The 25,357-nt window shown below is 66.9% G+C and carries 21 protein-coding genes and 1 riboswitch; of the genes, 9 read left to right on the top strand and 12 right to left on the bottom strand.

Annotated elements, in window-relative coordinates; translation table 11 throughout:
• Window positions 1-4 precede the first annotated feature (4 nt).
• The 5 genes from ACFZCE_RS03470 to ACFZCE_RS03450 are packed head-to-tail and all read left to right on the top strand — an operon-like array spanning window position 5 to window position 8,673.
• Window positions 5-544 carry a chemotaxis protein CheW gene (locus tag ACFZCE_RS03470; RefSeq protein WP_390936089.1) on the top strand — a complete coding sequence of 180 codons (540 nt, stop codon included), beginning with the start codon at window positions 5-7 and terminating at the stop codon, window positions 542-544.
• 27 nt (window positions 545-571) lie between these two features.
• Window positions 572-2,632: a methyl-accepting chemotaxis protein gene (locus tag ACFZCE_RS03465; RefSeq protein ID WP_390936087.1), complete on the top strand. Its 2,061-nt coding sequence runs from the start codon at window positions 572-574 to the stop codon at window positions 2,630-2,632.
• On the top strand, window positions 2,629-7,533 hold the full coding sequence (locus ACFZCE_RS03460; RefSeq protein ID WP_390936085.1) for a response regulator: 4,905 nt from the start codon (window positions 2,629-2,631) through the stop codon (window positions 7,531-7,533). Before ACFZCE_RS03465 ends, ACFZCE_RS03460 begins: the two co-directional genes overlap by 4 nt.
• Window positions 7,526-8,002 (top strand): chemotaxis protein CheW, encoded by a 477-nt coding sequence (locus ACFZCE_RS03455; protein ID WP_390936083.1) that lies wholly within the window; start codon window positions 7,526-7,528, stop codon window positions 8,000-8,002. Before ACFZCE_RS03460 ends, ACFZCE_RS03455 begins: the two co-directional genes overlap by 8 nt.
• A gap of 53 nt (window positions 8,003-8,055) precedes the next feature.
• Window positions 8,056-8,673 carry a hemolysin III family protein gene (locus tag ACFZCE_RS03450; RefSeq protein WP_390936081.1) on the top strand — a complete coding sequence of 206 codons (618 nt, stop codon included), beginning with the start codon at window positions 8,056-8,058 and terminating at the stop codon, window positions 8,671-8,673.
• A 226-nt stretch (window positions 8,674-8,899) separates the two neighbouring features.
• On the opposite strand, the gene ACFZCE_RS03445 is transcribed toward ACFZCE_RS03450, so the two are convergent.
• Both ACFZCE_RS03445 and ACFZCE_RS03440 read right to left on the bottom strand, forming a co-directional pair.
• Complete coding sequence (locus ACFZCE_RS03445) at window positions 8,900-9,619, bottom strand: 16S rRNA (uracil(1498)-N(3))-methyltransferase (RefSeq protein WP_390936079.1); 720 nt, start codon at window positions 9,617-9,619, stop codon at window positions 8,900-8,902.
• 12 nt (window positions 9,620-9,631) lie between these two features.
• Complete coding sequence (locus ACFZCE_RS03440) at window positions 9,632-11,038, bottom strand: adenosylmethionine--8-amino-7-oxononanoate transaminase (protein WP_390936078.1); 1,407 nt, start codon at window positions 11,036-11,038, stop codon at window positions 9,632-9,634.
• A 215-nt stretch (window positions 11,039-11,253) separates the two neighbouring features.
• Here ACFZCE_RS03440 and ACFZCE_RS03435 point away from each other — a divergent pair, with 215 nt between their 5' ends.
• The gene (locus tag ACFZCE_RS03435) at window positions 11,254-11,805 is read left to right on the top strand and encodes a cytochrome b/b6 domain-containing protein (RefSeq protein WP_390936076.1); all 552 of its coding nucleotides are present in this window, start codon (window positions 11,254-11,256) and stop codon (window positions 11,803-11,805) included.
• Between the two features lie 37 nt (window positions 11,806-11,842).
• The gene (locus ACFZCE_RS03430) at window positions 11,843-12,448 is read left to right on the top strand and encodes a YceI family protein (RefSeq protein WP_390936074.1); all 606 of its coding nucleotides are present in this window, start codon (window positions 11,843-11,845) and stop codon (window positions 12,446-12,448) included.
• A 68-nt stretch (window positions 12,449-12,516) separates the two neighbouring features.
• Here the strand turns inward: ACFZCE_RS03430 and ACFZCE_RS03425 are convergent, their stop codons facing one another.
• The 4 genes from ACFZCE_RS03425 to ahcY all read right to left on the bottom strand — a co-directional run bounded on the left by ACFZCE_RS03425 (window position 12,517) and on the right by ahcY (window position 17,897).
• Window positions 12,517-14,442: a DEAD/DEAH box helicase gene (locus ACFZCE_RS03425; protein ID WP_390936072.1), complete on the bottom strand. Its 1,926-nt coding sequence runs from the start codon at window positions 14,440-14,442 to the stop codon at window positions 12,517-12,519.
• Window positions 14,443-14,697: 255 nt separating this feature from the next.
• Window positions 14,698-15,441 carry a transporter substrate-binding domain-containing protein gene (locus tag ACFZCE_RS03420; RefSeq protein ID WP_390936071.1) on the bottom strand — a complete coding sequence of 248 codons (744 nt, stop codon included), beginning with the start codon at window positions 15,439-15,441 and terminating at the stop codon, window positions 14,698-14,700.
• A 99-nt stretch (window positions 15,442-15,540) separates the two neighbouring features.
• Complete coding sequence (metF, locus tag ACFZCE_RS03415) at window positions 15,541-16,386, bottom strand: methylenetetrahydrofolate reductase [NAD(P)H] (protein ID WP_390936069.1); 846 nt, start codon at window positions 16,384-16,386, stop codon at window positions 15,541-15,543.
• A gap of 101 nt (window positions 16,387-16,487) precedes the next feature.
• Window positions 16,488-17,897, bottom strand: coding sequence for an adenosylhomocysteinase (gene ahcY, locus ACFZCE_RS03410; RefSeq protein WP_390936067.1), 1,410 nt, complete (start codon window positions 17,895-17,897; stop codon window positions 16,488-16,490).
• Window positions 17,898-17,919: 22 nt separating this feature from the next.
• A riboswitch (S-adenosyl-L-homocysteine riboswitch) is annotated at window positions 17,920-18,018 on the bottom strand.
• Between the two features lie 178 nt (window positions 18,019-18,196).
• Here ahcY and ACFZCE_RS03405 point away from each other — a divergent pair.
• Window positions 18,197-18,598, top strand: a complete 402-nt coding sequence (locus ACFZCE_RS03405; protein WP_390936065.1) for a hotdog domain-containing protein — start codon at window positions 18,197-18,199, stop codon at window positions 18,596-18,598.
• A gap of 198 nt (window positions 18,599-18,796) precedes the next feature.
• Here ACFZCE_RS03405 and ACFZCE_RS03400 read toward each other — a convergent pair whose 3' ends face one another.
• Window positions 18,797-20,023: a cation:proton antiporter gene (locus ACFZCE_RS03400; RefSeq protein ID WP_390936063.1), complete on the bottom strand. Its 1,227-nt coding sequence runs from the start codon at window positions 20,021-20,023 to the stop codon at window positions 18,797-18,799.
• Window positions 20,024-20,193: 170 nt separating this feature from the next.
• Between ACFZCE_RS03400 and ACFZCE_RS03395 the strand changes: the two genes are divergently transcribed.
• Window positions 20,194-20,580 (top strand): MAPEG family protein, encoded by a 387-nt coding sequence (locus tag ACFZCE_RS03395; RefSeq protein WP_390936061.1) that lies wholly within the window; start codon window positions 20,194-20,196, stop codon window positions 20,578-20,580.
• Window position 20,581: 1 nt separating this feature from the next.
• Here ACFZCE_RS03395 and ACFZCE_RS03390 read toward each other — a convergent pair whose 3' ends face one another.
• From ACFZCE_RS03390 to ACFZCE_RS03370, 5 genes are all read right to left on the bottom strand, one after another.
• Window positions 20,582-20,896 (bottom strand): DUF1090 family protein, encoded by a 315-nt coding sequence (locus ACFZCE_RS03390; RefSeq protein ID WP_390936058.1) that lies wholly within the window; start codon window positions 20,894-20,896, stop codon window positions 20,582-20,584.
• A gap of 66 nt (window positions 20,897-20,962) precedes the next feature.
• Window positions 20,963-21,319 (bottom strand): DUF1090 family protein, encoded by a 357-nt coding sequence (locus tag ACFZCE_RS03385; RefSeq protein ID WP_390936056.1) that lies wholly within the window; start codon window positions 21,317-21,319, stop codon window positions 20,963-20,965.
• A gap of 61 nt (window positions 21,320-21,380) precedes the next feature.
• Complete coding sequence (ligB, locus tag ACFZCE_RS03380) at window positions 21,381-23,051, bottom strand: NAD-dependent DNA ligase LigB (RefSeq protein WP_390936055.1); 1,671 nt, start codon at window positions 23,049-23,051, stop codon at window positions 21,381-21,383.
• A gap of 97 nt (window positions 23,052-23,148) precedes the next feature.
• Complete coding sequence (gene metK / locus ACFZCE_RS03375) at window positions 23,149-24,339, bottom strand: methionine adenosyltransferase (RefSeq protein WP_390936053.1); 1,191 nt, start codon at window positions 24,337-24,339, stop codon at window positions 23,149-23,151.
• Window positions 24,336-25,352, bottom strand: coding sequence for a metalloregulator ArsR/SmtB family transcription factor (locus ACFZCE_RS03370; protein WP_390936052.1), 1,017 nt, complete (start codon window positions 25,350-25,352; stop codon window positions 24,336-24,338). Before ACFZCE_RS03370 ends, metK begins: the two co-directional genes overlap by 4 nt.
• Window positions 25,353-25,357: the final 5 nt, after the last annotated feature.

Raw genomic sequence — 25,357 nt, 5'->3', positions numbered from 1 at the left:
GCCGATGAACCAGGCCCGCACCGCCTTCGAACTGCTGCTGGAGATCGACCGCCGCTGCCGCGCCCATGCCGCGGCGCTGCCGTCGCAAGACGCGCGCCTGCAAAGCTGGAGCGGCATTGGTTTTCGCCTGGCCTCGAGCTGGTTCGTCGCGCCCATGGCCGAGGTGGTCGAAGTGCTGCCCGAGCCGCGCCTGACCCGCGTACCTGGGGTGCACCCCTGGGTGCGGGGGGTGGCCAACCTGCGCGGGCGGCTGCTGCCGGTGCTCGACCTCTGCGGGTTTTTCGGTATCGAGCGCAGTTCGGTGCGCAAGCAGCGGCGGGTGCTGGTGATCGACCACGACGAGTTGTTCACCGGGCTGCTGGTCGATGAAGTCCCGGGCTTGCAGCACTTCCCCCTGCTGCGCCTGGACCCCACCCTGCCCGAGGGGCTGCCGGGCAACATGCAGCCCTTTGTGCAGGGGCATTTTCAGCGTGAGCGCAACTGGGCGGTATTCAGCCCGCTGGCGCTCACCGACGTTGCGGAGTTCATGAATGTGGCCCTCTGAGCCAGGCAGTGCGCGGCGGTGGCCGGCATGATCAAACTCGCCCCCGGTGCCCAGGGCTCGCGCAGCACGGCGCAGATCGCCGGGCTGTTCGTTGCGCTGATCATCTTCATCATGTTGTTGTTCGCCAATTTCGCGTACCTCAACACCCGCGCCAACTACGACAAACAGTACATCGGCCACGCCGGCGAGCTGCGCGTGGTGTCGCAGCGCATCGCCAAGAACGCCACCGAGGCCGCCACCGGCAAGGCCGAGGCGTTTCGCCAGTTGAGCGAGGCGCGCAATGATTTCGAGCGGCGCTGGCGCATCCTCCAGGAAGGCGACCGCCACACCGGCCTGCCGCCGGCCCCCCACGAGGTGGCCGAGGAAATGCGTGCCGTGCAGGCCGACTGGGACCGCCTGCGGCGCAACGCCGACACCATCCTGGCCAGCGAGCAAACCGTGCTGTCGCTGCACCAGGTGGCGGCCACCCTCAGCGAAACCGTGCCGCAACTGCAGTTAGAGTCGGAAAAGGTCGTAGACATCCTGCTGCGCCGCGGCGCGCCGGCCAACCAGGTGGCGATGGCCCAGCGCCAGTCACTGCTGGCCGAACGCATTCTCGGCTCGGTGAACACCGTGCTGGCCGGCGACGAGAACGCCAGCCAGGCCGCCGAAGCCTTTGGCCGTGACGCCAACCGCTTCGGCGTGGTGCTCAATGGCATGCTCGCGGGCAACGCCGGCCAGCAGATCAGCCAGGTGCAAGACCCCGAGGCCCGCGCCCGCCTGCAGGAAATCGCCGAGCTGTTCGCGTTCGTGTCCGGCTCGGTGGATGAAATCCTCGAAACCTCGCCGGCACTGTTCAAAGTGCGCGAAGCCGCCACGAGCATCTTCAACCTCTCGCAAACCCTGCTCGATGAAGCCTCGCGCTTGGCCACCGGGTTTGAGCAACTGGCCGGCGGGCGTTCGGTCGACACCCTCGGCGGCTATGTGCTGGGCCTGTTGGCGCTGGCCTCGATCATCCTGATCGGCCAGGTGATGGTGCGCGAAACCAACCGCCGGCTGCGCGAAACCGCCGAGAAGAACGACCGCAACCAGGCAGCGATCATGCGCCTGCTCGATGAAATCGAAGACCTCGCCTCCGGCGACCTGACCGTGACCGCCTCGGTCACCGAAGAATTCACCGGCACCATCGCTGATTCGATCAACAACGCGGTAGACCAACTGCGCGACCTGGTCTCGACCATCAACGGCGCGGCCGAGCGGGTGGCCTCGGCGGTGATGCACACCGAAGGCAACGCCTACCAGTTGGTGAAGGCCTCTGAACACCAGGCCCAGCAGATCACCGAGGCCTCGCTGGCGATCAGCGACATGGCGCAGTCCATCGACCATGTGTCGAGCAACGCCTACCAGTCGGCCAAGGTCGCCGAGCGCTCGGTAAACATTGCCAACAAGGGCAGCGAGATGGTCCACAACACCATCCGCGGCATGGAAACCATCCGCGAGCAGATCCAGGACACTTCCCGGCGGATCAAGCGGCTGGGGGAGTCTTCCCAGGAAATTGGCGACATCGTCAGCCTGATCGACGACATTGCCGACCAGACCAACATCCTCGCCCTCAACGCCGCGATCCAGGCGTCGATGGCTGGGGAGGCCGGGCGCGGCTTTGCCGTGGTGGCCGACGAAGTGCAGCGGCTGGCCGAACGTTCGTCGTCGGCGCTGCGCCAGATCGAACTGCTGGTGCGGGCGATCCAGGCCGACACCAACGAGGCGGTGATGTCGATGGAGCAGACCACCTACGAGGTGGTGCGCGGCGCGCGGCTGGCCGAAGACGCCGGCGTGGCGCTGGAAGAAATCGAAGGCGTGTCTCAAGACCTGGCGGCGTTGATCCAGCGGATTTCCAACGCCGCGCAACAGCAAACCTCCTCGGCCGGGCAGATTTCCCACACCATGGCGGTGATCCAGCAGATCACCACGCAAACCTCCACCGACTCCATCGCCACCGCCGACAGCATGGCCACCCTGGCGCACATGGCCAGTGAAATGCGCCGTTCGGTGTCGGGCTTCACCTTGCCGGCGAAAACCGCCCGCGGCAGCGGCACGGAGCCGACATGAGCAGCGCGATCGATTTCGTCGCCCTGCAATGGCTGACCGGCGAGCTGCAAGGCACCCTCGGCCAGGCCCGCCAAGCGCTGGAGATGGCCCACCACGGCCCGCAGCTGTGCCATGAACTGCTGCACCAGGCCCACGGCGCCCTGCAGGTGCTCGAAGTGCCCGGCGCGGTGGTGCTGGCGCGGGAAATGGAACGCCTGGCCCAGGCCATGGCGGCCGGCCAGGCCACCGCGGCGCAAGCCCCGGCACTGCTGCGCCGGGCCACCCTGCAACTGCCGGTGTACCTGCAGCGGGTGCACCTGGCGCGGCGTGACCTGCCGCTGGTGTTGCTGCCGTTGATCAGTGAACTACGCGCCGCCCGTGGCGCCGCGCCGCTGGAAGAAGCCGAGCTGGTGCCGGCGCACCTGGCCGCCCCGGCGGCACTGGATGCCCGGCAATTGGCCGAGCGCGACAGCCCGGAGTTGCCCGGGCAACTGCGGCGCTGGCGCCAGGCCCTGCAGAACGCCTTGGTCGGGCTGCTGCGCGAGCCGGATGAACCGGCGCACCTCGAACACCTCGGCCAGGTATACGGCCACCTCGAAACCCTCGCCGCGCAGGCACCAATGCTGCCGTTGTGGCAGTTGGCCGCGGCGGTCACCGAAGCCGTGGCGCTGGGCGTGGTGGCCGACAGCCGCTCGCTGTACGACCTGCTGCGCGCCACCGAGCGGGAACTGGCGCGCCTGGCCGACGAAGGCGTGGCGGGGCTGAACCGCGCGGCCAACCCCGAGCTGCTCGCCGGCCTGCGCAGCCACCTGGCCAAGGCCCGCGGGCCGGCGCCGCGCTTGCAGGCGATCGCCCGCCATCACGGCCTGGACGAAGCCCCGCTGGACAGCGCCTGGGTCAACCAGGAACGCGAATACCTCGACGGCCCCGACCGCGACGCCCTGCGTACGGTGGTGGTGGCGCTGTGCGATGAGCTGGTGCGGCACAAGCAGCGCCTTGAGCAACTGGGCGAGCGCCGCGACTCGGCCGAGCTGGCGGAGTTGCTACCACCGCTGCGGCAGATCGCCGACACCCTCGCGGTGCTTGGCTTCGAGCAGCCACGGCGGGTGATCATCGACCAACTGGGGGTGATCCAGGCCCTCGCCCAGGCCCAGGCGCCAGTGCTCGACGCCCAGTTGATGGATGTGGCCAGCGCGCTGGTGTACGTCGAGAACACCCTGGCCGGCATCGCCGGGCAGGCCGAGGCCAGCGCCAGCGACGTGCCCACCACGGACCTGCAGCACATCCAGCAACTGGTGTACCGCGAAGTGCTGGTGGGCCTGGAGCAGGCCCGGCAAAGCGTCGAGGAGGCGCAGCAGGCGGGGTGGTCGGCGGCGCGCCTGCAGGCGTTGTTCGAGCTGCTCGACCCGCTGCGCGGTGCCCTGGCGATCATCCCCTTGCCGCGCGCCAGCGCCTTGCTCGGCCTGGCCAACCGCTGGGTCGCCAACCAATTGCATGAAGACGCGCCGCGCGCCGAGGCGCTGGCACTGTTCGCCCAGGCCTTGTGCGCGCTGGAGTACCACCTGCAGCGGCTGCTGCTCGACCGCGGCCTGGCCCATGCCGGCAGCCTTGATCACGCCCGCGATGCCCTTGCTGGCCTGGGCCTGGGCTTGGCCGATGATGAGCCGATCCCAGAACTCAGCGAGGCCCTGAGCCCCGCCGAGGCGATGATGCTCGAAGACCTCCAGCCGCTGGCCAACCCGCAGGTGAGCGAACAGCTACAGGCGGTGTTGGAGGGTGAGCGCAGCGCCGCCGAACCGCTGCTGGCGATTTTCCACGAAGAAGCGCTGGGCCATCTGGCGGTGCTCAGCCAGTGCCTGGCCGAGGCCGGCGAGGCGGGCGGGCAGGTGCCCAGCGACGCTTTGCACCGCGCCCTGCACACCCTCAAGGGCAGCGCCTACATGGCCGGCGCCGACCCGATCGCGCGGCTGGCGGCGGCACTCGACACCCTCTGCCGCGAATACCGCACCCGGCAACTGCCGCTGGAGCCGGCCGACTGCGCGCTATTGGCCAGTGCCGAGGCCGAGCTCGGCACGATGCTGGCGCAACTGCCGGTGCCGCCGGAAGCCGAGGGTTTGCTCAACCGGCTTGCCGCCCGCACCGAACAGCGCCTGGCCGGCGGCGCGGTGGCGGCCGAAGCGCCGCGCGAACCGGCCCAGCTCAGTGCTTTTCTCAACCAGGGCATGGACACCCTGCTCGACGCCGAGGCGCGCCTGCGCGCCTGGCGCGAGCAACCCCAACAGCGTGGCGAACTCGGCCCGTTGCTGGATGAACTGACCACCCTGGCGCATGCCGCCCACGCCAATGACCAGCCCGCCGTGGACGACCTCTGCGAAGCCCTGCTGGACCTCTACGGCGCCGTCGAAGACGCCAGCCTTGGCGTGGGCCCGGTGTTCTTCGAGGAGGCCGAGCTGGCTCAGGAAGCCTTGATCGACATGTTCGACCAACTGGCCGCCGGGCAAGACGTGCAGGCCGCGCCCGAGCGGGTGCAGGCCCTGCGCAGCCTGGTCGACCAGGCGCTGGCGCCGGAGGCCATGGGCGTGCTCGACCCCGCCAGCGGCCAGCTACGGCAGTGGGCCGGCGATGAAGAAGACGCCGCCGAGCAAGCCGCCAGCGCCGACCAGGAGCTGCTGCAGGTGTTTCTCGACGAGGGTTTCGACATCGTTGAAAGCACCGGCGCGGCCCTGCTGCGCTGGCAGGCCGAGCCCGGCAACACGCTGGAAGTCGAGAACCTGCTGCGCGACTTGCACACCCTCAAGGGCGGCGCGCGGATGGTCGAGATTGCCCCGATCGGCGACCTTGCCCACGAGCTGGAAACCCTCTACGAGCGGCTTTCCAGCGGCACCCTGCAGGCCAGCCCGGTGTTGTTCAAACTGCTGCAAAAGGGCCATGACCGGTTGGGCCAGATGCTCGACGCGTTGCGCTCGGGCCAGGCGGTGCAGGCCGATGAAACCGTGCTCGGGCAAATCAACCGCTTTGGCCAGGCCCAAGGCCCGGCCGCCGGCTTGGCCGAACCGCGGCCGGCCGCGCCGGAGCCCGCCCCGGCGCTGCTCGAGCGTGGTTCGGTGGACATGGTCAAGGTCACCGCGCTGGCCCTTGAAGAGCTTGGCAACCTCGCCGGTGAGGCGGCCATCGCCCGCGGCCGGGTCGAGCAGCAGGTGAATGACACCCGCAGCACCTTGCACGAGGTGGAAGTCACCCTGCAGCGCATGCGCGACCAACTGCTGCGGCTCGACAGCGAAACCCAGGCCGGGCGCCGCGAACAAGCCGCGGAAAGCACCTATGAAGACTTCGACCCGCTGGAAATGGACCGCCATTCCCAGTTGCAGCAACTGACCCGGGCGCTGTTCGAGTCGGTCTCCGACCTGCTCGACCTGAAAGACACCCTCGACGACCGCACCCACGAAGCCCAGGCGCTGCTGGCGCACCAGGCGCGGGTCAGCTCGCAGTTGCAGGAAGGGCTGATGCGCACCCGCATGGTCCCGTTCGAGCGGGTGGTGCCGCGCTTGCAGCGGATCGTCCGGCAGGTGGCCGAAGAGCTCGGCAAGCAGGTGGTGTTCGAAACCGGCCACGCCGACGCGGAAATCGACCGCACGGTGCTCGAGCGGATGATCGCGCCGCTCGAGCACATGCTGCGCAACGCCGTCGACCACGGCCTGGAGCCGGCCGAGGCGCGCCTCGCGGCCGGCAAGCCGGAGGTCGGGCTGATCGCCCTGGAAGTGACCCACGAAGGCGCCGAGGTGGTGATCGAACTGGCCGACGACGGCGCTGGCGTGCCGCTCGACGCAGTGCGCAGCAAGGCGATCAAGCGCGGCCTGCTGGCGGCCGACAGCGACATGAGCGACCGCGACGTGATGCAGTTCATTCTGCAGCCAGGGTTTTCCACCGCGCAGAAGATCACCCAGATTTCCGGGCGCGGCCTGGGCATGGACGTGGTCCATGAAGAGGTCAAGCAACTCGGCGGCTCGATGACCATCGACTCGCGCCGGGGCATCGGCGCGCGGTTTCAGATCCGCCTGCCGCTGGAGGTGTCGGTCAACCGCGCGCTGCTGGTGCCGTGTGGCGAAGAGCTCTACGCGATCCCGCTGAACAGCATCGAGGGCATTGTGCGGGTCAAGCCGGCAGACCTCGACGCCTACTACCGGCAACAGCCGCCGCGCTACCGCTACGGCGGCATCAGCCACGAGCTGCGTTACCTGGGCGAGCTGCTCAGCGGCGCGCAACGGCCCGCCCTGCTCGGTGAAGAACAACCGCTGCCGGTGTTGCTGGTGCGCGCCCACGACCACCAGGTGGCGGTGCAGGTCGATGCCATCAGCGGCTCGCGAGAGATCGTGGTCAAGGGCCTGGGGCCGCAGTTCAGCGCGGTGCCGGGGCTCAACGGCGCGACCATTCTGGGCGATGGCCGGGTGGTGCTGATTCTCGACCTGCTCGGGCAGATCCGCGCCCAGCACCTGCGCCCGGCACTGCCGGCGGCGCCGGCCGAGGCCTTTGCCGACGGCGCCCAGGGGCGGCCGCGGCTGGTGCTGGTGGTGGACGACTCGGTGACCGTGCGCAAGGTCACCAGCCGCCTGCTCGAGCGCCATGGCATGCGCGTGCTCACCGCCCGCGACGGCGTCGAGGCGATGCTGATCCTTCAGGAGCAACGCCCCGACGTGATGCTGCTCGACATCGAAATGCCGCGCATGGACGGCTTCGAGGTGGCCAGCAAAGTGCGTCAGGACAGCCGCCTGAAAACCCTGCCGATCATCATGATCACCTCTCGCACCGGTGAAAAACACCGCGAGCGGGCCATGGCCATTGGCGTGAACGAGTACCTGGGCAAGCCGTTCCAGGAAACCCAGCTGCTGGCCAGCATTGGCAAATGGAGCCGCCGCCATGCCTGACCGCCACCTCGAGCGGCGCCACACCCTGACCGCGCTGTTGCTACCGCTGACCGACCGCCAGTTGTTGCTGCCTAACGTGGCGGTGGCCGAGTTGATCGACTACCGGCCCGGCATCGCCGAGCCCGCGGCGCCGTCGTGGCACCTGGGCAACATTGCCTGGCGCCGCCGCGAGCTGCCGCTGATCTGCTTCGAGGCCGCCTGCGGCACCGCGCCAGCCCAGGGCGAGCGCAGCCACATCATCGTGCTCAATGGCATTGGCGGCGGCACCCTGCCGTTCTACGCCATGCTGGTGCAGGGCATCCCCCGCTCGGTGAAGGTCGACAGCCAGCTCAGCTACGTAGATGTGCCGCTGGACCGCTTCGAACTGGCGGCGGTACAGGTGGCCGGCGCGGTGGCCAAGGTGCCCGACCTCGACGGCCTGGAGCGGCTGTTGCAACAACGGCTGGCCGAGCCACTGTCACCTCGTTGAAGGGTTTTTTTGTGTAGCATGGGCCCCCGCCAACGCGAAAGGGGCCGCTACCTATGTACCACGGAGAACGTCTCAACGCCTGGACCCACCTGGTCGGGGCCGTGCTGGCTGTGACCGGCGCCGCCTGGCTGACCGTCAGCGCCAGCCTCGAGGGCAACCCCTGGAAGATCGTCAGCGCCTCGGTGTACGGCGTTACGCTGCTGGCGCTGTACGCCGCCTCAACCCTGTACCACAGCGTGCGCGGCCAGGCGAAGCGGGTGATGCAGAAGCTCGACCACCTGGCCATCTACTTGTTGATCGCTGGTAGCTACACGCCGTTTTGCCTGGTGTCGCTGCGCGGGCCCTGGGGCTGGAGCCTGTTTGGTATCGTTTGGGCGCTGGCGGTGATCGGCATGATCCAGGAGCTCAAGCCCCGCTCGCCGGCGCGGGTGCTGTCGGTGGTGATCTACGCGGTGATGGGCTGGGTGGTGCTGGTCGCCGTCGGCCCGCTGCTGCGCGCGCTGGGCACGGCCGGGTTCCTCTGGCTGGTCGGCGGCGGCCTGCTGTACACCATCGGGATCATCTTCTACGCGCTGGATAACCGCCTACGCCATGCCCACGGCATCTGGCACCTGTTCGTGATCGCCGGGAGCCTGATGCACTTCGTGGCGATTTTCTTTTATGTGATCTAGCGGCCTATCGCCCGGCACAGCCGGCCTCCCACGGGCTCTGTATTGCTCAGTAAATCAATCACTTACACAAATCTGGTGGGAGGCCGGCTGTGCCGGGCGATGGGCCCTGAAGCTCATGCACAAAATCAGCAGAGCTCACAGATTGATCCCCTCCATGAAGCCGTGAGATGGCTTAAGTAAACAGCATTACGGCTGTGCCGGGCGAAGGGCCTTTGATCGGGTAACCCTAAAAATCCCCCCACAACTGCTGCGCCAACGCCAGCGCCACCACCGGCGCGGTTTCCGTGCGCAGCACCCGCGGGCCCAGCCGCGCCGGTAAAAAGCCGCTGCCCTGGGCCTGCTGCACCTCGGCGTCGCTCAGGCCGCCTTCGGGCCCGATCAGGAACGCCAGGCGCCCGGGCTTGGGGTGGCTGGCCAAGGGCTCGGCAACCGGGTGCAAGACGAGCTTCAAGTCGGCCTCTACCTGCTGCAGCCACTGCGCCAGCGCCAGCGGCGGGTGGATCAGCGGTACGCTGGAGCGCCCGCACTGCTCGCAGGCGCTGATCGCCACCTGGCGCCAATGCGCCAGGCGTTTGTCGGCGCGCTCGTCGTTCAGGCGCACCTCACAGCGTTCACTGACAACCGGGGTGATCTCGCTCACGCCCATTTCAGTGGCTTTCTGGATCGCCCAGTCCATCCGCTCGCCGCGCGACAGGCCCTGGCCCAGGTGCACCGCCAGCGGTGAGTCCGGCTGCCCGGGCAGTTGCTCGGCCAAGTGCGCGACCACGCGTTTTTTGCCCACTTCGCTCAACTGCCCGCGGTACTCGAAACCGCTGCCGTCGAACAACTGCACGGCATCGCCGCTGGCCAGGCGCAACACCCGGCCAACGTAATGGGCCTGGGCCTCGGGCAGTTCGACCTCGCCCAAGGCCAGCGGCAGGTCAATGAAAAAACGGGACACTCTCATCGCTTTACATCCTCAACCCGGGTCACGAAAGCCGGGGTGTGCATCGTTGTTGACGGCCACGCTCACCCGCGCGCGGGTGGCGATGTCGATCCCTTCGCTGGCCACCTCGGCGAGGAAGTCGATCTGCTCGGGGGTGATCACGTACGGCGGCAGGAAGTACACCACGCTGCCCAGCGGGCGCAGCAGCGCGCCGCGGGTCAGGCCGTGCTCGAACACCTTCAGGCCGCGGCGCTCCTGCCAGGGGTAGGGGGTTTTGCTGGGTTTGTCCTGGACCATCTCGATGGCCAGGGCCATGCCGGTCTGGCGCACTTCGGCCACGTGCGGGTGGTCGGCCAGGTGCGCGGTGGCGCTGGCCATGCGCGCGGCCAGCGCCTTGTTGCGGTTGATCACGTCGTCCTGCTCGAAGATGTCGAGGGTGGCCAGGGCCGCCGCGCAAGCCAGCGGGTTGCCGGTGTAACTGTGCGAGTGGAGGAAGGCGCGCAGGGTGGAGTAATCGTCGTAGAAGGCCTGGTAGACGTCGTCGGTGGTCAGCAGCGCCGCCAGTGGCAGGTAGCCGCCGGTCAGCGCCTTCGACAGGCAGAGGAAGTCGGGGCGGATGCCCGCTTGCTCGCAGGCGAACATCGTGCCGGTGCGGCCGAAGCCCACGGCGATTTCGTCGTGGATCAGGTGCACACCGTAGCGGTCGCAGGCTTCGCGCAGCAGCTTGAGGTACACCGGGTGGTACATGCGCATGCCGCCGGCGCCCTGGATCAACGGCTCGACGATCACCGCCGCGACGCTCTGGTGGTGCTCGGCGAGGGTTTGCTCCATGGCCGCGAACATCGTTCGCGAATGGTCCTCCCAGCTCACCCCTTCAGGGCGCAGGTAGCAGTCCGGGCTCGGCACCTTGAGGGTGTCGAGCAGCAGCGCCTTGTAGGTTTCGGTGAACAACGGCACATCGCCAACCGACATCGCCGCGATGGTTTCGCCGTGGTAGCTGTTGGTCAGGGTGACGAAGCGCTTTTTGCCCGGCTGGCCGCGGTTGAGCCAATAGTGGTAGCTCATCTTCAGCGCCACCTCGATGCACGAGGAGCCGTTGTCGGCATAGAACACCCGGTTCAGCCCGGCCGGGGTGAGCTTGACCAGCCGCTCGGACAGCTCGATCACCGGCGCATGGCTGAAGCCGGCGAGGATCACGTGTTCGAGCTGGTCGAGCTGGTCTTTGATGCGCTGGTTGATGCGCGGGTTGGCGTGGCCGAACACGTTCACCCACCACGAGCTGACCGCGTCGAGGTAGCGGCGCCCGTCGAAGTCTTCGAGCCACACGCCGTCGCCGCGCTTGATCGGTATCACCGGCAGTTGTTCGTGGTCTTTCATCTGGGTACAGGGATGCCACAGCACCGACAGGTCGCGTTGCATCCAGTGATCGTTCAGGCCCATGGGCGTTTCTCCTGGCACCAATATGGCGTGCTGGCCGAAAGTGAGGCGCAAGCCTATGCGCCGTGGGCGTTTGGGGCAACCGCTGTTAATAGTTCTTTAACGCCCCGCTTTCAGACTTTTCATCGTTGTATCCGATAGATCAAAGCAAAATTTTCAGCTTTTTTTCGATAGGTAAGCCGGTAGTCTTGCGCTTACAAAGTTCGAGGACGCCTTCGATGCAGTTCAAAAATTCACCTTCGCGTTACGGCGCGGTCAGCCTGTTCCTGCACTGGGGCACCGCGCTCACGGTGTTCGGCATGTTCGCCCTGGGGCTCTGGATGGTCGGCCTGGGGTATTACGACCCCTGGCGCAAGGCCGGCCCAGACCTGCACAAAAGCATCGGCCTGACGCTGTTCCTGTTCATGCTGCTGCGGGTGGTGTGGCGCTTTGTCAGCGCGCCGCCACCGCCCACCCCCAACCAAGGCCGGCTGACCCGGCTGGCGGCGGCGGGCGGGCATTTGTTCCTCTACGCTGACCTGTTCCTGGTGATGATCACCGGCTACTTGATCTCCACCGCCGACGGTGTGGGCATCCCGGTGTTCGGGCTGTTCGAGGTGCCAGCGCTGTTCACCGGCTCCGACAACCAGGCCGAGGTGGCCGGCACGGTGCACCTGTACCTGGCCTGGGTGCTGGTGGTGTTCGCGGTTTTGCATGGGTTGGCGGCACTCAAGCACCATTTTATCGATCGTGATGCCACCCTCATTCGTATGTTGGGCCGCAAGGCCTGAAACTTCTCTCACTGATCCAAGCAAAAGGAACATCGCTATGCTGAAGAAAACCCTCGCTGCCCTGGCAGTCGGCTCTGCCCTGTTGGCCGCTGGCCAGGCCATGGCGGCGCCGGTTAACTACAAGATCGACAAGGAAGGCCAGCACGCCTTCGTCGACTTCAAGATCAGCCACCTGGGCTACAGCTTCATCACCGGTACCTTCAAGGACTTCGACGGCTCGTTCGTATGGGACGCCGAGAAGCCCGAGAACTCGTCGGTCGAAGTCACCCTGAAAACCGCCAGCGTGTTCACCAACCATGCCGAGCGCGACAAGCACATCAGCAGCAAAGACTTCCTCGACGTGGCCAACTTCCCGGAAGCCACCTTCAAGTCGACCAAGGTCACCCCGACCGGCAAAGGCGCCGACGGCAAGCTGACCGCGGACGTCGCCGGCGACCTGACCCTGCACGGCGTGACCAAGCCGGTGGTGATCAAGGCCACCTTCCTCGGCGAAGGCAAAGACCCATGGGGCGGTTACCGCGCCGGCTTCGAAGGCAACACCACCATCAACCGCAAGGATTTCGCACCCAAGTCGATGGACCTGGGCCCGCAATCCGACACCGTGACCCTGTACTTCACCTTCGAAGGCGTGAAGGCCAAGTAAGCGGCGGCAGCAAAAAAAACGCCGCGGCCTGCAAGTGCAGGGCGCGGCGTTTTTTTATGGCCGGAGAATCAGCTGTCGCTGCGGGTCAGCAGGGCTGGTTTTTCGGTTTTAGGCTTGCGTTGCAGCTCATCCAGTTGCTCGAGGGTCAGCGAGCTAAGCCGCGACTCTTTGTGGATGATTTTCGGCTTGGGCGCGTCTTTGCGCGGCGGCATCATCGAATCGGCGCTGCGTGGCGCGTCGCCGGTGAGCAGGCGGCGGCTGCCGGCGTCACGGCGGCCTTGGCCACCACCACCACCGTTACGGCCGCCACGGCGGTTGTTGCCCGCGCCGCCACCACCGTTGCTGCCACCGCCACCACCACCGCCGCCACCGCCATTGCGCGGGTTGGCGCCCTGGCGGCGCTGGCCTTGGCCTTGGCCGCCGCCGGCGCCAGCGCCAGCCGCAGCACCACTACCGTTACGACGGTTGCGGCCGTTGCCGCCCTTTTCGTTCTTGTAGGGGCTTACGTAGTCGGCGCGGTTACCAAAGTTATCCACTTCGTCGTCGCGGAATTCTTCTGGGTCACGGCCAGCCGGCACGGCTGGCAAGCCACCTTGCGCGGGCGCGGCCGCGGAGGCTGCGGCACCGGCGGGTTTTTTCGGCCGCGGCTTGCGGTTGCGGCCTTGGCGGGCGGGCTGGTCACCGGCCGGCGCGGCGTCGCCACTGGCGGCTTGCTCAGGGGCCTTGTCGCGGGGTTTGTCTTTGCGCGGTTTGTCTTTACGCCCGGCGTTGCTGGCGTTCTGGCCACGCCCGCGGCCTTGCGGCTGGCGCGGCTCGCGCACTTCTGGCTTCTCGGCTTCGACCGTGCTGGCATCAAAGCCCATCAGGTCGCCATCCGGGATGCGCTGGCGGGTCATGCGCTCGATGCCCTTGAGCAGTTTGTCTTCGTCCGGGGCGACCAGCGAGATCGCCTCGCCACTGCGCCCGGCACGGCCGGTACGGCCGATGCGGTGAACGTAGTCTTCCTCGACGTTGGGCAGCTCGAAGTTGACCACGTGGGGCAGTTGGTCGATGTCCAGGCCGCGGGCGGCGATGTCGGTGGCGACCATCACCCGTACGGTACCGGCCTTGAAGTCGGCCAGGGCCTTGGTGCGGGCGTTCTGGCTTTTGTTGCCGTGAATCGGCGCGGCGGTCAGGCCGTGCTTGTTCAGGTACTCGGCCAGGCGGTTGGCGCCGTGCTTGGTGCGGGTGAACACCAGTACCTGCTCCCACGCGCCCTGGGTGATCAGGTGCGCCAGCAGCGCGCGCTTGTGCGAGGCAGCCAGGCGGTACACGCGTTGTTCGATACGCTCGACGGTGGTGTTCGGCGGGGTGACCTCGATGCGCTCGGGGTTGTGCAGCAGCTTGCCGGCGAGGTCGGTGATGTCTTTGGAGAAGGTCGCCGAGAACAGCAGGTTCTGGCGCTTCTCGGGCAGGCGCGCGAGGACCTTTTTCACGTCATGGATAAAGCCCATGTCGAGCATGCGGTCGGCTTCGTCGAGCACGAGGATTTCAACGTGCGAGAGGTCGACGCTGCCTTGGCCGGCGAGGTCGAGCAGGCGGCCAGGGCAGGCCACCAGCACGTCGACGCCCTTGGCCAGGGCCTGCACTTGTGGGTTCATGCCCACACCGCCGAATACGCAGGCGCTGACGAACTTCAGGTCGCGGGCGTACACGCGGAAGCTCTCGTGCACCTGGGCCGCCAGTTCGCGAGTAGGCGTGAGTACCAGCACCCGCGGTTGGCGCGGGCCATGGCGCTGGGATTTGTCTGGGTGGCCGGCGGGAAACAGGCGCTCGAGGATCGGCAGGGCGAAGCCGCCGGTTTTACCAGTACCCGTCTGGGCTGCCACCATCAGGTCGCGACCTTGCAGCACGGCGGGAATGGCCCGCTGCTGCACCGGGGTGGGCTGCGTGTAGCCCGCGGCTTCGATAGCGCGGACTAGAGCCTCGGAGAGACCGAGGGAAGCAAAGGACATGGGCAATCCTGTTCAGTGTGGGGCTAGCGCCCGGGGAATGATCTTGCCTGGCGCGACGGGTGTGAAGACACGGTCGCGTCCGGTACTGCTGGATCTGCCGGTCACACCTGCGTGGGTGGCTGCGCGAGCGCGAGCGGGGGGCAAGTGTGCCTGAGTGCGAGGTCGAGCGTCCGGGCGTAAGCCTGGCGGGAAGGCCGAGTATAACAGAGCCTTGACAAAGGATTGTACTGGCTTGGGCGCTAAAAAAAGCGCAATTCAGTGCGATACGTCGGTAAAACGTTGCAGCAGCGCTTGGTATTCCGGCGCTTGGCGGTAACGCGCCAGTTCCGCGTCAAAGCGTTGCATCACCTGCTCGAGCCCCGCGTTGCGGCGCAGGGCCAGGTACTGCGGGTGTTCCGCCACCACCAGCGGCAGCTCGCTGACCTGCCCGGCCAGGCCCAGTTGCTGAACGGCAAAGCGCCCGGCCTGGCGGTCGGTGATCACCAGGTCGACCCGGCCGAGCATCAGCTTGCCCAGGTTCGCCTCCAGCGTCGGGCCTGGCTCGCGGCTGAAGTGGCGGGCCTGGTTGAATGCTTCGCCATAGGCGAAGGCGGCCTGGGTGCCGACCGTCAGCCCGGCGAGGTCGGCGAGGCGGGTGGCGGGGTGGGGCCGGCGGTTGGCCTGCAGCAGCACGAACTGTACCGTGGACAACGGCTGCTCCGGGTAGACCAGCAGGGCTTCGCGTTGCGCGGTATGAAAAATATCGAGCACGCCGTCGGCGCTGTTTTGTTCGAGCATCATCAGGCAGCGCCGCCACGGCAGAAACTCCCAACGCACCTCGATGCCCAGGCGGCGAAACACTTCGTTGGCGGTGTGGTAGTCGAGCCCGGTGGGCTGGCCATCGTGCTCGTACACATAGGGTGCCCACGGCTCGGTGACCAGGCGCAGCGGCTCACCCCGGGCCAATAGGGCAAGGCAGCAAAGGAGGGTGGCACTGAGCCAGCGAGCGAGGGCGAACATGGCGGCAGGTTACTGTGCCAGGCGGGCTATTCCTACTGAAAAATGCGCCGCCGGGCGCGGCGGCGCGGCCAGGCGGGCGCCTGGCTGAACCCTCTGGCCTCAGGCGCTGAGCTTGAGGTTGTTCCAGATCGCCAGGCTCGGCTCGGCCTGGTTCAGGGTGTAGAAGTGCAGCCCCGGCGCGCCGCCGGCCAGCAGCTTCTCGCACATCTCGGTGATCACCTGCTCGCCGAATGCCTGGATGCTTTTCACGTCGTCGCCATAGGCTTCGAGCTGCTTGCGCACCCAGCGCGGGATTTCCGCGCCGCAGGCGTCAGAGAACCGCGCCAGCTTGCTGTAGTTGGTGATCGGCATGATGCCCGGCACGATCGGGATCTCGACCCCTTGCTGGCGTACCCGCTCGACGAAGTAGAAGTAGCTGTCGGCGTTGAAGAAGTACTGGGTGATCGCGCTGTTCGCGCCGGCCTTGGCCTTGCGCACGAAGTTGGCCACATCGTGGTCGAAGTTGCGCGCCTGCGGGTGCATCTCGGGGTAGGCGGCCACTTCTACGTGGAAGTGGTCCGCGGTTTCCTCGCGGATGAACTCGACCAGGTCGCTGGCGTAGCGCAATTCACCCACGGCCATGCCCATGCCCGAGGGCAGGTCGCCGCGCAGCGCGACGATGCGCTTGATGCCGGCGGCTTTGTATTCGGCCAGCAGGGCGCGCAGTTCGGCCTTGCTGTCGCCCACGCAGGAGAGGTGCGGCGCGGCGGGTACGTTCACTTCACGTTCCAGCTGCAGCACGGTGCCCAGGGTGCGATCACGGGTAGAACCCCCGGCACCGTAGGTGCAGGAGAAGAAACTCGGGTGGTAGCCGGCCAGTTGGCGGGCCACGGTCATCAGTTTTTCATGCCCGGCGTCGGTCTTGGTCGGGAAGAATTCGAAACTGAAGCTTTGTTTGGCAGACATGATTGCAACTCTCTAAGGAGAGCGGCAAGCGCCAAGCCACACGCCGCAAGTGGGGCGCAGCAACGCCCCCCACTTGTAGCCTGTAGCTTGTAGCTTGCAGCTTAGTACCGGTACGACTCGGGTTTGAACGGGCCTTCGACGGTCACGCCGATGTATTCGGCCTGCTTGGCGGTGAGCTGGGTGACCACGCCACCGAAGCCCCTGACCATTTCCAGGGCGACTTCTTCGTCGAGTTTTTTCGGCAGCACTTCAACGGTCAGGCGCTCGGCCTTGGCCGCGGCGGCCAGGGTAGCGAACTGTTGGCCGTAGAGGTGGATCTGCGCCAGCACCTGGTTGGCGAACGAACCGTCCATGATCCGGCTCGGGTGGCCGGTGGCGTTGCCCAGGTTCACCAGGCGGCCTTCGGCCAGCAGGATCAGGTAGTCGTCGTTCTGCGCGTCGAAGCTGCCAGCGCCGGTGCGGTGGACCTTGTGCACCTGCGGCTTGACCTCTTCCCAGGCCCAGTGCTTACGCATGAAGGCGGTGTCGATCTCGTTGTCGAAGTGGCCGATGTTGCACACCACCGCGCGTTTTTTCAGCGCCTTGAGCATGTTGGCGTCGCACACGTTGGCGTTACCGGTAGTGGTCACGATCAGGTCGATCTTGCCCAGCAGCGCGGCGTCGATGCTCGCTTCGGTGCCGTCGTTCAGGCCGTTGAGGTAAGGCGAAACCACCTCGAAGCCGTCCATGCAGGCTTGCATCGCGCAGATTGGGTCGATTTCCGACACCTTCACGATCATGCCTTCCTGGCGCAGCGACTGCGCCGAGCCCTTGCCCACGTCGCCGTAGCCGATTACCAGGGCCTGCTTGCCGGAGAGCAGGTGGTCGGTGCCGCGCTTGATGGCGTCGTTCAGGCTGTGGCGGCAGCCGTACTTGTTGTCGTTCTTGCTCTTGGTGACCGAGTCGTTGACGTTGATCGCCGGCACTTTCAGGGTGCCTTTGGCGAGCATGTCGAGCAGGCGGTGCACGCCGGTGGTGGTTTCTTCGGTGATGCCGTGGATCTTGTCGAGCATCGCCGGGTATTTGTTGTGGAGGATTTCGGTCAGGTCGCCGCCGTCGTCGAGCACCATGTTGGCGTCCCATGGCTGGCCATCCTTGAGGATGGTCTGCTCGATGCACCACTCGTATTCGGCTTCGGTTTCACCCTTCCAGGCGAACACCGGGATGCCGGCGGCGGCGATGGCCGCGGCGGCCTGGTCCTGGGTGGAGAAAATGTTGCAGCTCGACCAGCGCACTTCGGCGCCCAGCGCGGCCAGGGTCTCGATGAGCACGGCGGTCTGGATGGTCATGTGGATGCAGCCGAGGATTTTCGCGCCCTTCAGCGGTTGCTCGCCGGCGTATTTGCGGCGCAGGCCCATCAGCGCGGGCATTTCCGATTCGGCGATGATGATTTCACGGCGGCCCCAGGCGGCCAGGGAAATGTCGGCGACCTTGAAGTCGGAAAAACCGGCAGGCGTCAGTACAGCACTCATTGAAGAGTCTCCATTCGTAAGGTGCGAATGGGCGCCGTTGTGCGTATGGCCCACAGGCATGGGCCGCTACACGCCCCATCCGAGCCTGACAGGTAAACCTGCTGCAGCGCCCCTCGGACAGGTGGCGGGAACGCTCGCAACGGAGGCGGGCGCGGGGTAAACGCGCAGATTATAGGGGAAGCCCGGCACGGGTGTCGATTGCCGGGCGGGGCTATCGCGACCATTGGCTTAACCGTGTAGAGGCCTGCCGCGGCCTCTGCCATGATGGTGCCCTCGTCCCCCGACTGCAGGAGCAGGCCATGAACTTCCATACGCGCAAGTGGGTTAAACCCGAAGACCTCAACCCCAACGGCACCTTGTTCGGCGGCAGCCTGCTGCGTTGGATCGACGAAGAGGCGGCGATCTACGCGATCGTGCAGTTGGGCAACCAGCGGGTGGTGACCAAGTACATCTCCGAGATCAACTTCGTCAGTGCCTCGCGCCAGGGCGACATCATCGAACTGGGCATCACCGCCACCGAGTTCGGCCGCACGTCGATCACCCTGACCTGCGAAGTGCGCAACAAGATCACCCGCAAGAGCATCCTCACCGTCGACAAGCTGGTGTTCGTCAACCTGGGCGAAGACGGCCTGCCAGCACCCCACGGGCGCACGGAAATCCGCTACATCAAGGACCAGTTCGGCGGCGAAACCCAGAACTGAGCCGCCAGGCCGGCGCACGGCCGTGCGCCGGCGGGGAGGGGTGTCAGAACACCAGCTTGAACAGCATGATCACGACCACCAGGCCGATCAGGAAGATAATACCCACGGTACCACCGAGAAACTTCAGCATGGCCTTGCTCCAGAACGGGTTCGTTCGGTAGACCTCGGTGGTGCCGGATATGTTTCTTCTTTCAGGCTTCAGGCCACCGCCTTGACCACCTTGCCCACTGTCAGCCCCTGCAGCAGGATCGACGCCAGCACCACGATGTAGGTGATCGACAGCAGCAGGTCGCGCTCGGGGCCATTGGGCAGGGCCAGCGCCAGCGCCACCGACACCCCGCCACGCAGGCCGCCCCAGGTCAGCACGCGGATGGTCCCGGCGGGGATGCTGCGCCAGCGCCGCGCGAGGGCGATCGCCGGGGCCACGGTGAGGAACCGCGACAGCAAGATCGCTACCGCCAGCATGCCCGCCGCGGCCAGGTGGCTCCAGGAGAACGGCAGCAGCAACAGCTCAAGGCCGATCAGCGCGAACAGCACGGCATTGAGCATGTCGTCGAGCAGTTCCCAGAAACCGTCCATGTAGCGGCGGGTCATCTCGTTCATCGCCAGGTTGCGCCCCAGGTTGCCGATGATCAGCCCCGCCACCACCATCGCGATCGGCGCCGACACGTGCAACTCATAGGCCATCGCCGAGCCGCCGATCACCAGCGCGAGGGTCAGCATCACCTCCACCTGGTATTGCTCCACGCCCTTGATCATGCGGTACACCAGGTAACCGATCAGGCCGCCGAACAGCGCGCCGCCAATCGCCTCGTGCACGAACAGCAGCGCGGTCTGCCCGAGGGTCGGCGCCTCGCCGAGCTGGGCGATGCCCAGCAGCACGGTGAACACCACCACCGCCGTGCCGTCGTTGAACAGGCTTTCGCCGACGATGGTCATCTTCAGCGGCTTGGAGGCATTGGCCGTACGCAGCGCGCCCAGTACGGCGATCGGGTCGGTGGGTGAGATCAGCGCGCCGAACAGCAGGCAGTAGAGGAAGCTCACGTGCCAGCCAAACATGGCGAAGATGTAGAACGCCAGGCTGCCGATGATGAAGGTGGCGATCAGCACGCCGAAGGTCGCCAGCAGGCCGATGGGCCAGCGGTAGCTTTTCAGGTCGGCCAGGTTCACGTGCAAGGCGCCGGCGAACAGCAGGAAGGCCAGCATCCAGTTCATCAGCAAATCGTTGAAGTCGATCTGGCTGACCAGCTCGCGCACGCGCTCTTCCAGGCCGGGGTAACCGACCAGGCTCAGGCCTTGCAGCATCAGCGAGAACAGCAGCGCGGTGACCATTACCCCGATGGTCGGGGGCAGGCCGATGAAGCGGTAGTTCACATAGGTGAGCAGGGTGGTGAGGCAGATAAACGTAGCAACGATTTCCAGCATTCGGCGTCCCGTTCAATAGTCCGAAAAATAAGGTGGCTATAGGGGTGGGATGGTTTCGAGCCACCTGGGGGCACATTGACAGCGTTTTGCCCGGCAGGTTTCCCAGGGGAGTGTTCGCCGCGCAGAGAACGCGCTAGGGTGAAGGCCCTTTGACTGCATGGAGCCCGCCGATGACCCTCGCCTATGGATGCGTACTGGTCGCGATCATCTTGCCGTACGTGTGCACGACCATCGCCAAAGTCACCAGCAAGCGCTTCAACCGCCGCGCCAACCACGACCCGCGGGCCTTTCAGGAAACCCTCGAGGGCCTGCCGCGGCGGGCCCATGCGGCGCAGTTGAACAGCTTTGAAATTTTGCCGGCGTTTATCGGCGCGGTGGTCATCGCCCATCTGGAGGGCGGCGCGGCGCAGGGCACGCTCGATGGCCTGGCGCTGGCGTTCATCCTCACCCGCCTGGCATACATCGCCTGCTACCTGGGGGACTGGGCGCGGCTGCGCTCGCTGGTGTGGTTCGTTGGGCTGGCGTTGATCGTCGCGCTGTTCGTGGTCGCGGCCTGAGTCAGCGGTCGAGGTCGTCGACCGCCTCTTGCAGCGCCTTGCGCGCGCCGGCGAGGTCTTCCTTGCGCTGGTCGATCTTCTCCGGGTCGCCCTTTTTCATGGCTTTGTCGAGGTCGGCCTGGCGCTGGCTGACCTGCCGCTTGGCGTTGAGCACGGTGGTTTCCCGGGTGGAATGCAAGGCGCCATCGTTGCAGCCGGCCTGTTGCTCGGCCGGCAGGGCCGCGCAGCCCTTGGGCGGTTCATCGGCGTCTTCGGCCAGCGCCGGGGCGGCCAGGCACAGGCTGGCCAGCCATGGCAGGAGAACGGTAAGGCGCATGCAGGCTCCAAAGGCGCTAACGGCAGAGGCCCTATTGGACCGGATCGGCGAAATAAATTCCATGCACTAGCGGTTCAGCTCACGCTGGGCGGCCTCGAGTTTGCCTTGGGCGTCTTTGAGTTCAGCCTGGCGTTTGGGGATGTCCTTGGGGTCGCGCTCCTCGGCTAGCTTTTGCTGGCGGGTTTGCACTTTGGCCTGGGCGGCGTTGACCTTGGCTTCGCGCTCGGCCCGCAGGTTGCTGTCGCTGCAGTGCTCTTGCTGCTCACCCAGGGCCTTTTCCAGCCCAGGCTTGGCCCAAGGGCTGGCGGTGGCCAGCTTGTTGCGGATCTCCTGTTCCTGGGCCGCGCAGCCCGTGGGCTGGGCGCCATAAACAGAGGACGAGGCCAGGCCGGCCAGTAGCATCGCGCAAACGATGGATTTCATGAGTACACCCCGTATGTAACGAAAAAATTCTGCGCATTGGATCAATATGGGGCATGAATGCCTACAGGGCGAATTCTGAAAGGCCGTTTTCCGCCAAGTAGGCCGCCAGCGCCTGAGTTTCGGCGGCGTTGAAGAAGGCTTCCAGCGCCTGCGCGCGCAGCGGCCCGACGCCGGGTTCTGTTTGCCAGTCGGCAGCGCTGCGGCTGGCCAATGTTCGCCAGGCGCTGGGCAAGGCAGCTTGCCCGATGGGCGGCAGGCCCATCGCGCGCAGCCACTGCAAGGTGCTGGCCCCGCGGGCCTGGGCAAATTGCCCGGCGAGCGTGTGCGCGGTGGCCGGGCCGATACCAGGCATGGCCGCCAGTTCGCTGGGCTGCAGGTTCAGCCAAGCGAACAGATGGGGCAGGGCGCCGCCGTCGAGCAGCCGCTCCCAGGTGCGCGGGCCAACCCCGCGCAAACCCAACTGCGCGGGCTTGGCCAGCCAGCGCAGGCGCGCCAGAAACTGCGCGCGGCAGCCGGGGCTGGGCCGCAGGCAGGCCAGCGGGCCCTGGGCGGCAGCGGGTGCCTGCTGGGCCACGCGCTCGGGCAGCCGCCACACCACACTGTGCAGCGCCGGGATGGTTTGCCCGGCTAACTGGATGGCCACCTGGTCGCCCGGTTGAACGTTCAGGGCCTGCCAGCGTTGCACCGAGCCCAGGCTGACCCGGCGCACGCTGCGGTCATCGAGCCGCACCGGCTCCAGCTCCAGCATGGGCGTAACCTTGCCGGTGCGGCCGGTTTCGAAGGTCACCCCGCGCACCGTGGCCAGGGCCTGGCGCGGCGGGTATTTCCAGGCAGCGATCCAGTACGGTGGCTGGGCCTTCCAGTGCTGTGGGGCCGGCCGGCGGCTGTCGCGCAGGATCACCCCGTCGCTGGCGAACGGCAGCGGGCCGCGGTACCACTGCTCGCGCCAGTGCTGGGCGCTGGCCAGGCCCGTGACGGGGTGGCTGTAGCGCTGTGGCAGGTCGAAGCCCAGCCGCGCCAGCTCGGCCAGGCGCGCGGGCAATTCAGCCGGGCCCGCGGGCCAGCCCCAGGGGAAGAACCCTACCTGCGCCAGCTCGGCGGCCGGCTGGTGCCGGGCCATCCAGCCGGCCACCTGGCCGCGGGCATTGGCGCCGCCATCGCGGGCTTGCACGTGGCCCTCGCGCAGCAAAAACAACTCACCCTGCAGCACCAGTGAGGGTGCCCCCGGCAGGCGCGCCGGCAGCGCGGGGATGGCCCGGGCGTTGGCCGTCCAGTCATGGCCGTGGGTGCCGTTGCCGCGGCTGATCACCCGGGCCAGTTGGCCGTGTTCATACACCACCGTGACCGCCACGCCATCGACCTTCGGCTGCACCCAAACGCCTTCGCGGCCCTTTAGCCAGGCGCGGGCCGCCGCTTCATCGGCGAGCTTGTGCACCCCGGTATGGGGCGTGGGGTGAACAAGCGGGCCGCGCGCGCTGGCCAGCGGCGCCTGGGGCGCCAGGCTTACCGCCGGGAAGCAGCGCTGCCAGGCCTCGAAGCGCGCCAGCGCCTGGTCGTACAGTTCATCGGCCACCTGCGCTTGGCCGTCGCGGTGGTAACCCTGCTGCCACTGGCGCAGCTGCGCATCCAGCGCCTGCAAGCGCTGCTCGGCGGTGGCCGGGCCCCACGCGGGGCAGGCCCAGGCCGGTAGGGCCAGCAGCAGCGCCAGTGCCGCAACACACAATCGGTACATGTTGAGCATCCTTGCTCGTATGGGGGGGTGCGAAAGCCTAGAACGAAAAAAACCTCCCCGAGGGGAGGTTTTTCACAGGGTGTTTCCGGCGTGGGCGTTACAGCCCGGCGGCGGCCCGCAGCGCTTCGGCGCGGTCGGTCTGTTCCCAGGTGAAGGTGGTGAAGGTGTCATCACCGACCGTCAGCTGTTGCGGGTTGCGGCCGAAGTGGCCGTACGCCGCGGTGGCGCGGTACATCGGGTGCAGCAGGTCGAGCATGCGGGTGATGGCGTACGGGCGCAGGTCGAAATGCTCGCGGACCAGTTGGATGATCTTGTCATCGCTGAGCTTGCCGGTGCCGAAGGTGTTCAGCGAGATCGAGGTGGGCTGGGCCACGCCGATGGCGTACGACACCTGGATTTCGCAGCGGTCGGCCAGGCCGGCGGCGACGATGTTCTTGGCCACGTAGCGGCCGGCGTAGGCGGCGGAACGGTCGACCTTGGACGGGTCTTTACCGGAGAACGCGCCACCGCCGTGGCGGGCCATGCCGCCGTAGCTGTCGACGATGATCTTGCGGCCGGTCAAGCCGCAGTCGCCCACCGGGCCGCCGATGATGAACTGCCCGGTCGGGTTGATGTGGAACTGGGTGTCTTTGTGCAGCAGCTCGGCCGGCAGGCAGTGCTTGACGATCAGTTCCATCACGCCTTCGCGCAGGTCGCTGTATTTCACTTCCGGGTTGTGCTGGGTCGACAACACCACGGCGTCGATGCCCACCACCTTGCCGCCTTCGTAACGGCAGGTGACCTGAGACTTGGCGTCTGGGCGCAGCCACGGCAGCAGGCCGGATTTACGCGCGTCGGCCTGGCGCTCGACCAGAGCGTGGGAGAAGCGGATCGGCGCCGGCATCAGCACGTCGGTTTCGTTGCTGGCATAGCCGAACATCAGGCCCTGATCGCCCGCGCCCTGGTCTTCCGGCTTGGCGCGGTCTACGCCCTGGTTGATGTCTGGAGACTGCTTGCCGATGATGTTCATCACGCCGCAGGTGGCGCCGTCGAAGCCGACGTCGGAGCTGGTGTAGCCGATGTCGCAGATCACGTCGCGGACGATCTGCTCGAGGTCGACCCAGGCGCTGGTGGTGACTTCACCGGCAACGATGGCCACACCGGTTTTGACCAGGGTCTCGACGGCCACGCGCGCGTGTTTGTCCTGGGTGATGATCGCATCCAGCACCGCGTCGGAGATCTGGTCGGCGATCTTGTCCGGGTGCCCTTCAGACACGGACTCGGAGGTGAAAATGGAATATTCGCTCATCTCGAGGCTTCCTGATGATACCGATGGTGAGTGTCGCCAGCCGGCCGCTGGAAATCGCGGACCTGGATCTGGAAACCATTACGCAAGCCTACATAGAGGCTTTCCCCGGGCACGAGGCCCGCGGCGGTGGCCCAGCGGGCCAGGTCTTGCTGTTCGAACCCCAGCCAGAGATCGCCGCAGGCGTCGCGGGCCCAATCCTGGTGGTGGGTGCACAACTCCGTGACCAGCAGGCTGCCCCCGGGGTTGACCCGGCGGGCCAGGCGCCGCAGGGCGGCGGCTGGGTCGCTGAAGTGGTGCAGAACCATGTTCAGCACCACGCAGTCGGCGCTGGCCGGGCCGTCGCCGAGGGCGTCGGCCAACTGTAGGTCAACATTGCCCAGCGCGTGGCGGCTGCACAGCGCGCGGGCCATGTCGAGCATGGCGGCGTCGTTGTCCAGGGCGCTGACCTGGGCAAAGCGCCCGGCCAGGTCCGGCAGGAACCCGCCGTCGCCCGGGCCCACTTCCAGCGCCGTGGCGGCGGGGCCGAAGGCACGTTTGTCGAGCAGCGCCAGCAGGCTGTCGCGGTACTGCGGCAGGCCGGCGATCAAATCTTGCTGGGCACGGAATTTGTCTTCCATGCGCGAGTAGAAATCCTTGCGCGCCGCGGCGCGCTGGCGCTCCACCGCGGCCATCCGCGCCAGCGGCTCGGCGGGCAGCGCCAGGGCGTCGGCTTCGTCGAGCAAGGCCTGGTGCAGGCGCCCACCGAGCTGGCCGGCTTCAGGCAGCGAGCGGCGGTAGAAGATCGCGTTGCCTTCGCGGCGGGTGGTCACCAGCCCGGCCTGGGCCAGCACCTTGAGGTGGTGGCTCATACCCGACTGGCCGATGGCGAAGATCTGCGCCAGTTCCAGCACGCCGAACGAGGCATTGGCCAGGGCCCGCAACACATGCAGGCGCAGCGGGTCGCCCGCGGCCTTGGCCAGGGTTGCCAGTTCGTCGAACGGCGCCGGGGGCAGCGCGGGGAGGGGCAGGTTCATGCGTT

The sequence above is a fragment of the Pseudomonas sp. NPDC007930 genome, assembly GCF_042958985.1.
Taxonomy (GTDB): domain Bacteria; phylum Pseudomonadota; class Gammaproteobacteria; order Pseudomonadales; family Pseudomonadaceae; genus Aquipseudomonas.
The sequence above is the reverse complement of the archived record's forward strand: the minus strand, read 5'-3'. Positions and strand labels throughout refer to the sequence as shown.